This is a genomic window from Streptomyces axinellae (genome assembly GCF_039532135.1).
Classification (GTDB): Bacteria; Actinomycetota; Actinomycetes; order Streptomycetales; family Streptomycetaceae; genus Streptomyces; species Streptomyces axinellae.
Window position 1 is genome coordinate 74,015 of the sequence record NZ_BAAARJ010000001.1, and the last position, 11,848, is coordinate 85,862.

An 11,848-nucleotide genomic window follows, 5' to 3' on the forward strand; every position below is an offset into this window, starting at 1 on the left:
ATCGACCGGCACATCTGTCCACCGACTGCTCGTGCTCTATCGACTGCTCGTGCTCCGTCAACCGACTCGTGCTCCGTCAAACGAAAGGCATCCCGCTTCCTTGACCGCATTCCCGTCCCCGGCACGCACCCGCTGGCAGCCGCTGCGCACCGGCTTGGTCGATCTCTTCTACTACGACGCCGAGGAGTTCTGGTTCCGCGACGGCCGCTTGCTGTTGCGCGGCAACAACGGCACGGGCAAGTCCAAGGTCCTCGCGCTCACCCTGCCCTTCCTCCTCGACGGTGACCTGTCCGCGCGCCGCGTCGAGCCGGACGGCGACCCGGGCAAGCGCATGGAGTGGAACCTGCTGCTCGCCGGCGCTCACCCGCACTCCGAGCGGCTCGGCTATACGTGGGTCGAGTTCGGCCGGCGGGACGAGAGCGGCCAGGAGCACTTCCGCACGCTGCTGTGCGGCTTGAAGGCGGTGGCCGGACGCGGCATCGCGCGTCACTGGTTCGCGGTCACGGACCAGCGGATCGGCGCCGACCTCAGCCTCCTCGACGCCACCGGCACAGCACTGGGCCGGGACCGGCTGGCCGAGGCGCTGGCGGGCAGAGGCACGGTCTACGACCAGGCGCGGGCATACCGCCGCGCGGTGGACGAGGCCCTCTTCAGGCTGGGCGAACAGCGGTACGCGGCCCTGGTGGACCTGCTGATCCAGCTCCGCCAGCCGCAGCTTTCCAAGCGGCCGAACGAGGCGGCGCTCTCCCGCGCGCTGACCGAGGCGCTGCCCCCGATGGACCAGGCGGTGGTCGCCGACGCGGCGGACGCCTTCCGCTCCCTGGACGAGGAGAAGGAGGAGCTGCGCGCCGCCACCGAGGCCGAGCGCGCCGCCTCCGCCTTTCTCGACCACTACCGCCGCTACGCCTGCGTCGCCGCCCGCCGCCGTGCCCGGCTGCCCCGGCAGGAGCACAACCGTTACGAACATCTCGGCCGCGAACTGACAGCGGCACAGGACGAGAAGCGCACGGCGGAGGCCGCACATGCGGAGGCGGCCGTACGGCTGGCTGCGGCGGAAGAGGCCGGCACCCGCCTGCGCGCCCAGGACGCGGCGCTGCGCGAGGGGCCCGAGATGCGCGACGCTCGCGAACTGGAACGGGCCGCCCAGCAGGAGGAGCGGACACGCGAGACGTGCCACCGGGCCGAGGCCGACCGAGCGCACGCCGAACAACTGCGCACCCGCGCGGACGGCAGGCTCGGCACGGCCGAGAACAGGCTGGCGGCGGCCGAGAATTCGCTGGCCGCAGCGCGGTCACGGGCCGGCGACAGCGCCCGTGCAGCCCGGCTGGAAGCCCCGTACGTGCACGAGTCCCGGCAGGAGTCACCGGAGCCCGGACTGCGCCGGGCAGCGGAGGAGTCCCTGGAGCGCGGACGGCGCGCCGTGGCCCATGTCTCTGAGCTGGCGGAGGCCGCCGGGCGCGCGGACGCCGAGCGCCGCGAGGCCGCACGGCGTGCCGACGAGGCGGAGAGCGACCTGTCCCACACCGTGCAGCGGCAGGAGGACGCGCACACGGCGGTGACCGCAGCGGGCAGCACGCTCGTCACGGAGGTACGGAACCACCTGGCAGGCTGCGCCGAGTTGGCCGTTCCCGACGTCGTCGGCCTGCTGGACCGGCTCCAGGAGTGGACGGACCGGCTCGACGGACCGTACCCGGCGCAGGCCGAGGCCGCGGCGGTACACCGCGTCCGGGCCGGAGAACTCGCCGACGCGGCAGCCGCGCTGGCCCAGCGGCGGGCCGCGCTGGAGGAGCGGCGGACCGGGCTGGCGGACGAGCTGGCCGGCCTGGAGGCGGGCGGCCAGCGGGGCCCCGAGCCTCCGCACAGCCGCACACCCGGCCTGCGGGAGCGGACACCGGGCGCCCCGCTGTGGCGGCTGGTGGACTTCCGCGACGAATTGGGCGAGGCCGAGCGGGCCGGACTCGAGGCAGCCCTGGAGGCATCGGGGCTGCTGGACGCGTGGGTGCTTCCCGAAGGAGTCGCGCTGGAGGCGGACGGCCACGATGTCCTGCTCGCGCCCGGCGGCCCGGTGCCCGGCCGCCCTCTGTCGCAGGCGCTGCGCCCGGCCGTCGATCACGGCGACGCCCGCGCCGCGGCCGTCGGCGAAGACGCGGTGGCCCGGCTGCTCGCGGCAGTCGGCCTGGACGAAGGGACGGCGGAGGGCGACGGGATCTGGGTCACCACGGACGGCCGGTTCCGCAACGGCGGCCTGACCGGAAGCTGGGCCAAGCGCGCCCCCGCGTACGTGGGTGAGGGCGCCCGCGAGGAGGCCCGGCGCAGCCGCATCCGGGAACTGCGCGACGAACTGCGCGGCCTGGAAGCGGAGACGGACGGCCTTCGGGAGCAGGGCGAGCGGGTCGCCGCCCGACGGGCGGCACTGGACGCCGAGTTCGCTGCCGTGCCGGAGGACGCCTTGCTGCGGCAGGCGCACGCTCGCGCCGCGGCAGCCGCGGACGCCGTACAGCGGGCCCGCACGAAGCGCGACGAGTGCGCGGCGGCCCTCACCGAGGCGGCCGAGGAGAGCCAGAGCGCCGACACCGCACTCCACGAAAGCGCCCGTGACCTCGGTCTGCCGGCCGGCCCGCAAGAACTGGCCGGGGTGCGGCAGGCCCTGGCCGCCCACGAGGTGGCGCTCGCCGCGTACTGGCCCGCGTTGCGCGAGCGCACCGACGCGGTGCGCGGAGTCGGCGACCGGCAGGCGGAAGCGGCAGAAGCCGCGGAGCGCGCCGCCGAGTTCGGCCTGCGGGTGGCGGAGGCGGCGCGCGAAGCGGCCGAAGCCGAGGAGCGGCACGCGACCTTGGGCGCCACGGTCGGCGCGGCCGTCGCCGAGCTGGAGCGCCGCCTCACCGAGACGGCGGAGGCACTGCGCACCTGCGAGCGCGACCAACGCACGGCACGCGAGGCGGGTGCCGCGGCCGACCGGAGGGCGAGCCGCGCCGAGGGACGCATCGAACAACTGGAGGCGGACCTCACCGTGGCGGTGGCGGCCCGGAAGGAGGCGATCAGCGCGCTCCAGCGGTTCGCGGGCACAGGGCTGCTGGCAGTCGCACTTCCGGAGGCCGAGCCACCGTCCCCACCGGATGGCGAACCGTGGGCCGCCACCCCGGCCGTGGCTCTCGCCCGTACGGTCGAATCCGCGCTCCAGGCCGTGGACGACTCGGACGGGGCCTGGGAACGCGTGCAGCGAAAGCTGAGCGAGGAGCTGAAATCCCTCCAGGACGCCCTCTCCCGGCACGGCCACTCCGCCTCGGCCCGCATGGTCGAGGACGGCGTCGTCGTGGACATCGTCTACCAGGGCCGCGAGCGCGCCGTGCCGGAACTGACCGCCGCACTGGCCGAAGAGGTGGTCGAACTCCAGCGCATCTTGTCCGCGCACGAGCGGGAGGTGCTGGAGACCCACCTGCTGACGGAGGTCGCCGGAACCCTCCAGGACCTGATCGGCGCCGCCGAACGCCAGGTACGCGGTATGAACGCCGAGTTGGAGGAGCGCCCCACCTCCACCGGCATGACCCTGCGCCTGACCTGGCGCCCGGCCCGCAGGACGGGCAAGAGGCGGGGCGCGCCCGAGGGACTGGCCCGGGTCCGTGATCTGCTGCGGCAGTCCGCCGACGCCTGGTCGGACGAGGACCGCGCGGCGGTGGGAGCCTTCCTCCAGGAGCGGATCGCGGAAGAAGCGGCGGAAGGCACCGGGAGCTGGCTGGAGCATCTGACCGCGGCGCTGGACTACCGGGCGTGGCACGAGTTCGCCGTCGAGCGCCACCAGCAGGGCCGCTGGGTCCCCGCCACCGGGCCCGCCTCCGGCGGCGAGCGAGTGCTCGCGGTCTCCGTGCCGCTCTTCGCCGCGGCATCGTCGCACTACGCATCCGCGCAGCACCCGCACGCACCCCGGCTGGTGACCCTCGATGAGGCATTCGCCGGGGTGGACGACGACTCGCGCGCCAAGTGCCTCGGGCTGCTGCACGCCTTCGACCTGGACGTGGTGATGACCAGCGAACGCGAATGGGCCTGCTACCCGCAGGTCCCGGGAGTGGCCATCGCACAGCTGGCCAGGGTCGAGGAACTGGACGCGGTGCTGGTGACCCGATGGGAGTGGGACGGGCACGCGCTGGCCCGGGGTGAGGAACCGGAACGCCCTTGGGAGTCGGAGGAGGACGCGCAGGAGGGACTGTGGGCATGACCGGCGAGGGCGACGGAGGAATCGACCTTCCCCGGCTGCGGAGGCTCCTGGGTGGGCCGGAGACCGCCTGGCTCGTGGCACGGATCAGGCGACGCCTCGCCCGTGAAGAGCCTCTGACCGGCGCGGTCTCCCTGTCCGCACCCACGGCGGGCCAGCGGGAGGCGGTCGAGCGGCTGCTGGGACGGGCGCCGGGAGGCGGCGGATCGCTGTCCGTACGGCTGGAGACGGTGGACCGGATACTGCGCCGTTCCGGAGCGAGCCCAGCCGGGCTCGCCGCCGCCGTGACCGAACTGTCCGGTCCCGTGCACCCGCTGCGCGCCACCCGGGAGTCGCAGGAGCGTGCCTGGGAGCGCGCCTACGCACCCCTGGACACCCTGCCCGCCGAACTCGGCGCCTGGGCGGCGCGGTTGCGTACCACTGGCACCGTACGGCGGCTCGCCCGCACCCCTCAGACCGCTCGTGGCCTGCTGGAGGCTGCCGTCGCCGCACTGCGGGACCTCCCCCTCGCACCGCCGGTCGCCCTCCCCGTCTTCGCCGCCCGCACCCTCGGCTCAGCGCACGCACTGGACGACGGGACACCGCTCGCCACCCTCGTGCTCTCAGGTGCCCGCGCCCTGAGCGGCACCCCCAACGGCCAGGGCGCCCCGTGGCGGCGAGAGGTATGGCAGTCGGTGGGACTGCTCAAGGACGACGTGTCCTCGACGGTGCTCGTGCTCAACCTGCGCGGCACACCGGCACTCGACTGGCACGCCGACGCGGGGGAGCCGGCCGTTTTGACGCTGCGGCAACTGGCGCGTCAGCCCACCTTGCCCCAGCCTGCGGACACCGTCCGCGTCTGCGAGAACCCGGCCGTCGTCTCCGCCGCGGCCGAGGCATACGGCCCGGCCTGCCGGCCCTTGGCCTGTCTCCAGGGCCAGCCCTCCGCAGCCGCCCTCACCCTGCTGCGCACACTCCACGCCGACGGCACGACGCTGCGCTACCACGGCGACTTCGACTGGGGCGGCCTGCGCGTCGCCACCACGCTTCTGGGCCAGGTCCCCTGGAAGCCATGGCGCTACTCGGCGCCGGATTACCGGGAGGCCGCAGCCCGCACCCCCCGCGCACCGGCACTCACGGGCCCTCGGGCCGACTCCCCCTGGGACACCCGCCTGTCGGCAGCCTTGTCCGAACTGTCCGTCCGGATCGAGGAGGAGTCGGTCCTGGACGACCTGCTGCCCGACCTCGCGCCGTAGCGGCGTGCCGCCGGCCCGAGCGAGATCCCCGCTGGTAGCCACCGGATCGCCGGACCTGCGTGCACGGTAAGCCGCAGGTTGTTGCCCCGGCACGAGCACGGGCCGCCGCCGCCGTCCGGTCCCGGCTCGGAGAACTCCCCGTCGCCGCGAGTGATTTGCCAGCCCAGCAAGCTTACTTGCCGATTCTCGACGCGTGGGCGCAGGCTTCATCTCAGGAAGCGCCTGGCCGGCAGCCCGGAGCCGGTGCCTCCTGGTCGCATCGCCTTACCGACAGAGGAGGCCGCAGATGGACGATCACCATGTCGTGATCATCCCGATCGAGATCGACGAGGAGAAGGAAGAGGCGTATCTCGACGCCTGGCAGGCTGCCGCGGAGGTGATGGCGGCCCAACCCGGTTTCCTTCGGACGTACATGTTCCGCACGATCGTTCCGGGAAGCAGGTTCACCCTCGTCAACGTGGCGGAATGGGAGTCCACCGCGCACTGGGAAGAGGCGATGGACGTCTGCCCGATGATGGGGCAGACGATAGCCGTCGCCCATGCCTCGAACTACGAGGCGATCCGGACAGTGCTGCCCGCCACGCGGCGCGACGCTCGCACGCCCGCCGATCTGTCCCCCGCCGAGGCGCATCGCCGCGTCGTGAACGGGGAACTCACGCTGGTCGATGTCCGCGAGGACGACGAATGGGCAGCGCGTCACCCGGACGGCGCCGTCCACGCCGCGCTCGGCACGCTGCCGGCCTCGCTGCCCGGGCCGCCCGACCGCCCGCTGGCCTTCATATGCCGTACGGGCGCGCGCAGCGCGCGGGCCGGCGCGCAGGCGATCCGCGCGGGCCGGTCCTCCGTCCACAGTGTGGCGGGCGGCCTTGAGGCATGGGAGGCGGCGGGGCTGCCGGTCGCCCTCCCCGGCCGCGGGGACGTGCTGGACGACGGCGACCGTGCCGAGACCGCCGCCCGCTGAAGGCATCGGTGAGACCGTCCGCCACGGGAGGACCCGCACCGCCCGACGGCGGTTGTGCCGTCTCAGGGAACCTTGAGCGCCTTCACCGGAGTTCTGGGGAAGGAGCCGGCCGGTGGCTTCCAGCGGAAGGCAACGCCAGGGACGGAGTGACAATGCGGGTCGTGTTCGTGCACGGGGCATGCGTGCGGGACGGGTCGTGGTGGTGGCACCGCACCGCCGGGCTGCTGCGGGAGCGAGGGGTGCTGAGCGTGGCCCCGCCGCTGCCGAGCTGCGGCGAGACGGGCGTGCCCGGCGGGGCCGCCGGGCAGGGGCTGTCCGAGGACGTCGCGGCGGTGCGGGAAGCGCTGCTGGACGGCGACGAGCCGACCATTGTGGTCGCTCACAGCTACGGCGGCATCGTCACGGCGGAAGCCGCCGCGGGCGTCGGGTCGGTACGCCATCTGGTGCTGGTCTCCAGCTACCTTCCCGAGCCCGGGCAGAGCCTGTCGGATTTCGGGGACGCCGACCCCGCCCCGTTCCTCGACGTGGATCCCGGGGCGGGCACCTTCGGCGTCCGCCCCGAACTGCTCGTGGACACCTTCTTGCAGGACTGCGACCCGGAGGTCCAAGCGCGGGCGGCGGGCCACCTCGCCAGGCAGAGCGTGCGGGTGACCGGGGAGCCGGTCGGGGCAGCCGCGTGGCAGCAGGTGCCCTCGACGTATCTCGTCTGCGCCCAGGACCGGGGCACCCCGCCGCGCCTGCAGCGCGAGTTCGCCCGCCGGGCCGGCAGCGTCGTCGAACTCGACGCCGGCCACCACCCGTTCCTCTCCCGTCCCGCCGCGGTCCGGGATCTGCTGCTGGGCCTGTGACGATCGCGTGGTGTGCGCGGCGGGCGGCGACCGCACGCGCCGCCGCCCCGGAGCGTGGGCCGCGTCCGGCAATCGGGGGGCCGTTGACCGGGCCTCACCTGCGACCGCCGATGCGCTCACCGGCGAACGATCCGCTCACCAGCGAACACGCTCGTCAAAAGAGAGCCCGACGTGATGGTGCGGCGCCACGGACCGGGCGATGAGTTCCGTGGATGCCGGAAGTCCGCAGCCGTGGGTCGCAGCTGTTCGGCCGGCCCTTGCCGGGGGCTACGTCCCCGGGACGAGAGAGAAGGGAAGAGCGGCATGTCAGTGATCGTCGCCGGAAAGTTGTATGTGGATCCCCAGGACAGGGACCGCTTCATCGAGGGGCACCACCCGATCGTCGAGGCGGCCCGCGGTCGCCCTGGCTGCCTCGACTTGTCCATCTCGCCCGACCCGATCGAGCCGGGCCGTGTGAACAACTTCGAGCACTGGGAGTCGCAGGAGGCCCTCGACGCCTTCCGGGCGGTGGCACCGCGCCCCTCCGTGTCCGTCGCCATCACGGGCGACCAGGTACTCAAGCACGAGATCTCGCATACCGAGCCTCCCTTCGACTGACGGATCCCACCGGTGGATGTCGCCCCCGCCCGCAGTGCAACCGTCCGGTGCGATCGTCCGGCGAGGGCGCTGTGGCGATCCGATCCGGAAGGGCGCCCCGGCCGCGTGTGACGCGGCCCGATGAGATCGGCTCTGAGCCGGCTCGCACCTTTGGGAAGAGGACGTTCCGTAGGCCGTCCCCCGCATGCGCGGGGATCTCGCGAACGGGTACCTGTCTGTCCCCACCGTTTGGGGGTGTGCCTGCTCTGCCGTGTCGCGAGGTCCTCGCGGCGGGTTGCGGGCGTCGAGGATCAGGCAGTCCGCCATGCCGGGGCAGAGCCCGGCTGTGACGCCGCCAGGGGGGTACCCCGCTCAAGAAATACCCCCCTGGGTATAACTGTTAGAGTGAAAATCGGATACCCCCCGGGGTAAACCGTCCGAGAGGAGTCATAAGCCGTGTTCTTCGTCGACACCCTGGAGTTCGAGGGCCTGGGCAACCGCAGCTACCTGGCCGGCGGACCCGCCGCCGCGCTGGTCATCGACCCGCCGCGGGACATCGACCAGGTCATCGCCGCCGCGGCCCGCCGCGGGGTGCGCATCGCTTTTGTGGCCGAGACCCACGTGCACAACGACTACGTCACAGGCGGCCTGGAGCTGGCCCGCGTCACCGGCGCCCAGTACCTGGTGCCGGCCGGGGCGCACGTGGCGTTTGCCCGCACCCCCGTCGCCGACGGCGACACGGTGACGGTTGACGAGGGACTGGTGCTGCGAGCGATAGCCACTCCCGGCCACACTCCGCACCACACCTCCTACGCCCTGACCGAGGACGGGCGCGGTGTGGCGGTGTTCACCGGAGGGTCGCTGCTCATCGGCGCCGTGGGCCGCCCGGACCTGGTCGAGCCGCGGTTGACCGAGCAGCTGGCCCGCGCCCAGTACGCCTCCGCCCACCGCCTGGCCTCCGAGCTGGACGACGAGGTTCCGGTGCTGCCCACCCACGGGTTCGGAAGCTTCTGTTCCTCCTCCCAGGCCGAGGGGGACTCGACCACGATCGGCAAGGAGCGTGAGACCAACGACGCGCTGACCCTGGACGTGGACACCTTCGTCGCCCAGATGCTCGCGGGGCTGGACGACGTACCCGCCTACTACGCGCACATGGGTCCGGCCAACGCCGCGGGTCCCGCGCCGGTGGACCTCACCCCGCCGAGGCGTGCGGACGCCGGGGAGATCGCCTCCCGGCTGGCCGCGGGGGAGTGGGTGGTGGACCTGCGCAGCCGCATGGCCTTCGCCGAGGGGCATGCGGCCGGCTCGTTCAACTTCGAGGGCGAGGGCAAGCTCGCCACCTACCTGGCCTGGCTCATCCCGTGGGGCAAGCCCGTCACTCTGCTCGCCGAAACTCCGGAGCAGATCGCCGCCGCGCAGCGGGAGCTGGCGCGGGTGGGCATCGACCGCCCGGCCGCGGCTGCCACCGGTGATCCGGCCGGCTGGGTCCGTGAGGGCGAGCAGCTCGCCTCCTTCCCCCGCGCCCGCTTCGCCGACCTCGCCCATGTCCGTCAGCGCGGCGACGCAGTGGTCGTCCTTGACGTGCGCCGGGACTCGGAGCGCGGGGGCGGCTTCATCGAGGGCTCGGTCCACATCCCGGTCCACGAGCTGCACGGGCGCACAGGCGAGGTGCCGGAGGGGATGGTGTGGGTGCACTGCGCCGGCGGGATGCGCGCGGCGATCGCCGCCTCCCTGCTGGATGCCGCCGGCCGCGACGTGGTCGCCATCGACGAGGGATTCGACGCCGCCACCGAGGCGGGACTGCCCCTCACCCGCTCCGAGGGCACCGACTGACACGCCCTTCCGCGCCACCCGCACGAAAGTGATCACACCATGTTCTCGCTGCTTCGCCGCGGCCCCGGCCCCGGCCCCGGCCGCCTCGCCCCCCAGCCGGCCCCTCAGCGGACCAGCGACGGCACCGCCGTCCTCCTGGACGTACGCGAAGCGCCGGAGTGGAGCGCCGGGCACGCGCCCGGCGCACTGCACCTGCCCCTTCACCCTCTGGCGGCAGGGGCGCCCCTCCCGGCAGCCGCGCAGGGCAGGCCGGCGGTCACGATCTGCCGCTCCCGGCAGGCCGCCAAGCCGCTGGCCGGACGCGGTGTCCAGGCCACGGACGCCACCGGCGGCATGACCGCCCGGGCGCGTGCGGGGCTGCCGGTCATCGGTCCGGGCGGCAGCAACGGGGTCATAGCGTGAGTGAGCTGATCCTGGCGCTGACGGCGGGGGCGGTGGTCGGGCTCGCGCTCGGCGCCCTCGGCGGGGGCGGCAGCGTCCTGGCCGTCCCGGCGCTGATCTATCTGCTCGGCTTCACCCCGGCCGCCGCGACCACCGCCGCCCTGATCATCGTCACGGCCACCTCGCTCACCGCCCTGTACGCACACGCCCGCACCGGCGACGTGCGCTGGAAAGCCGGTGCCCTGTTCGCCGCGGCCGGACTCCTGCCCGCTGCCGCGGCGGGAGCCGCGGCATCCCGCCTGCCCCAGCCGGTACTGACCGCGGCGTTCGCCGTCATCGCCGCACTCGCCGCCGTCAGGATGCTGCGTCCCAGCCGCACCGCCACCGGCCCGGCGGCCGGCGAGGCAGGGCCGGCCAAGGCCGCCGGGACCGGTGCGGGGCTGGGCGCGCTGACCGGTCTGCTCGGTGTCGGCGGAGGCTTCCTCGCCGTGCCTGCCCTGGTCACCGTGCTGGCATTCGAGATGCAGGCCGCCGTAGGCACCAGCCTCCTGGTCATCTCGGCGAACTCGCTGGCTTCCCTGGCCGCCCGCGGCGCCACCGCCGCCGGCGTCAACTGGGCGGTGATCGGCCCCTTCACCGGGGCGGCGATCCTGGGCGCCTGGGACGGCAAGCGCCTGGCCGCCAAGGTCACCGGCACCCTGCTGCGGCGCACCTTCGCCCTCGTGCTCCTGGCCGTGGCAGCCTTCATGCTCATCGACGCCTCACCTGACGAGCCGGACGGATGATCAGGCACCACGGCACCACGGCTCAGGCCAGGGAGAGGAACAGCTTCTCCAGCCGGGTACGCATCTGCTCCCGGTCGCCGGAGGCGGCCATGTCCGCGTCGGTCAGGCAGTGCTGCAGACCGGTCGCGATGATCGCGAAACCGGCCTTGTCCAGAGCCCGGGAGGCCGCGGCGAGCTGGGTGACGACGTCCTCGCAGTCCCGCCCCTCCTCGATCATCTTGATCACACCGGCGATCTGGCCCTGCGCCCGGCGCAGCCGGTTGACCACCGTCTTCAGTTCCTCGGCTGCCATGGCCAGTTCCACAACCCACACTCCTTCCAGATACCCCTGCGGGTATCCTATCGAAGGGGGCAACACGAACCAAGCAAAGGAAGATCCCCGTGGCACCCACCACCACCGCCCTCACCGCCGAGCAGGCCGGCGCCCGCCTGCACGAGCTGACCGTCATCGACGTGCGCACTCCCGGCGAATACGCCTCCGGCCACCTGCCCGGCGCCCACAACATCCCCCTCGACCACCTCGATACCGCCCTGCCCGCCCTGAAGACCGCCGCAGACCGCGGCGACCTCCTCCTCGTGTGCGCCTCCGGCGCCCGCGCCGGCCAAGCCTGCCGGCGCCTGGCCGGCCAGGGCATCACCGCCGCCACCCTCACCGGCGGCACCACCGCCTGGACACAGCTCGGCCACCACACCCACCGACCCGCCGGCGCCCGGACTCCCTGGGCCATGGAGCGCCAGGTCCGCCTCGCCGCCGGAACGCTGGTCCTGACCGGCCTGATCGGCGGACGACGTTGGAACGCGGCCCGCTGGCTCTCCGCGGGCATCGCCGGCGGTCTGGTCTTCTCCGCCCTCACCGACACCTGCGGCATGGCCAAGATCCTCGCCAAGCTCCCCCGTAACCAGCCCAAGGCCACCGACCTGGACGCCACCCTCGCCGCCCTGACCGGCTGACCCCTGGCCGCAAGGCGACCGCCCCGGCCCGGGACAGCTCCGGCTGCACCCGGTCGGCCCGGCGGTGC

Annotated in this window: 10 protein-coding genes; 9 read left to right on the top strand and 1 reads right to left on the bottom strand. The window is 73.7% G+C overall.

Features of this window, described 5'->3' with window-relative positions:
* Positions 1–100 precede the first annotated feature (100 nt).
* From ABD339_RS00280 to ABD339_RS00315, 8 genes are all read left to right on the top strand, one after another.
* A complete protein-coding gene (locus tag ABD339_RS00280; protein ID WP_344560886.1) occupies positions 101–4,213 on the top strand; it encodes a TIGR02680 family protein in 4,113 nt (1,370 codons plus the stop codon).
* The gene (locus tag ABD339_RS00285; RefSeq protein WP_344560888.1) at positions 4,210–5,445 is read left to right on the top strand and encodes a TIGR02679 family protein; all 1,236 of its coding nucleotides are present in this window, start codon (positions 4,210–4,212) and stop codon (positions 5,443–5,445) included. Before ABD339_RS00280 ends, ABD339_RS00285 begins: the two co-directional genes overlap by 4 nt.
* Positions 5,446–5,731: 286 nt before the next feature.
* Positions 5,732–6,406 (top strand): rhodanese-like domain-containing protein, encoded by a 675-nt coding sequence (locus tag ABD339_RS00290; protein ID WP_344560890.1) that lies wholly within the window; start codon positions 5,732–5,734, stop codon positions 6,404–6,406.
* Positions 6,407–6,558: 152 nt separating this feature from the next.
* Positions 6,559–7,254, top strand: a complete 696-nt coding sequence (locus ABD339_RS00295) for an alpha/beta fold hydrolase (RefSeq protein WP_344560892.1) — start codon at positions 6,559–6,561, stop codon at positions 7,252–7,254.
* 303 nt (positions 7,255–7,557) lie between these two features.
* Positions 7,558–7,851, top strand: a complete 294-nt coding sequence (locus ABD339_RS00300; protein WP_344560894.1) for a putative quinol monooxygenase — start codon at positions 7,558–7,560, stop codon at positions 7,849–7,851.
* Between the two features lie 435 nt (positions 7,852–8,286).
* On the top strand, positions 8,287–9,663 hold the full coding sequence (locus tag ABD339_RS00305) for an MBL fold metallo-hydrolase (RefSeq protein ID WP_344560896.1): 1,377 nt from the start codon (positions 8,287–8,289) through the stop codon (positions 9,661–9,663).
* A gap of 39 nt (positions 9,664–9,702) precedes the next feature.
* Positions 9,703–10,065, top strand: coding sequence for a rhodanese-like domain-containing protein (locus tag ABD339_RS00310; RefSeq protein ID WP_344560897.1), 363 nt, complete (start codon positions 9,703–9,705; stop codon positions 10,063–10,065).
* Positions 10,062–10,829, top strand: a complete 768-nt coding sequence (locus ABD339_RS00315; protein ID WP_344560899.1) for a sulfite exporter TauE/SafE family protein — start codon at positions 10,062–10,064, stop codon at positions 10,827–10,829. The genes ABD339_RS00310 and ABD339_RS00315 overlap by 4 nt, the downstream gene beginning before the upstream one ends.
* A gap of 22 nt (positions 10,830–10,851) precedes the next feature.
* Here the strand turns inward: ABD339_RS00315 and ABD339_RS00320 are convergent, their stop codons facing one another.
* Positions 10,852–11,133 carry a metal-sensitive transcriptional regulator gene (locus ABD339_RS00320; RefSeq protein WP_010358257.1) on the bottom strand — a complete coding sequence of 94 codons (282 nt, stop codon included), beginning with the start codon at positions 11,131–11,133 and terminating at the stop codon, positions 10,852–10,854.
* 77 nt (positions 11,134–11,210) lie between these two features.
* Between ABD339_RS00320 and ABD339_RS00325 the strand changes: the two genes are divergently transcribed.
* Positions 11,211–11,780, top strand: coding sequence for a rhodanese-like domain-containing protein (locus ABD339_RS00325; protein WP_344560901.1), 570 nt, complete (start codon positions 11,211–11,213; stop codon positions 11,778–11,780).
* The last annotated feature ends 68 nt before the right edge of the window (positions 11,781–11,848 follow it).

Coding starts and splice junctions, on each gene's coding strand:
- ABD339_RS00295 (WP_344560892.1), top strand. CDS start 6,559: ATGCGGGTCGTGTTCGTGCACGGGGCATGCGTGCGGGACGGGTCGTGG.
- ABD339_RS00310 (WP_344560897.1), top strand. CDS start 9,703: ATGTTCTCGCTGCTTCGCCGCGGCCCCGGCCCCGGCCCCGGCCGCCTC.
- ABD339_RS00290 (WP_344560890.1), top strand. CDS start 5,732: ATGGACGATCACCATGTCGTGATCATCCCGATCGAGATCGACGAGGAG.
- ABD339_RS00285 (WP_344560888.1), top strand. CDS start 4,210: ATGACCGGCGAGGGCGACGGAGGAATCGACCTTCCCCGGCTGCGGAGG.
- ABD339_RS00300 (WP_344560894.1), top strand. CDS start 7,558: ATGTCAGTGATCGTCGCCGGAAAGTTGTATGTGGATCCCCAGGACAGG.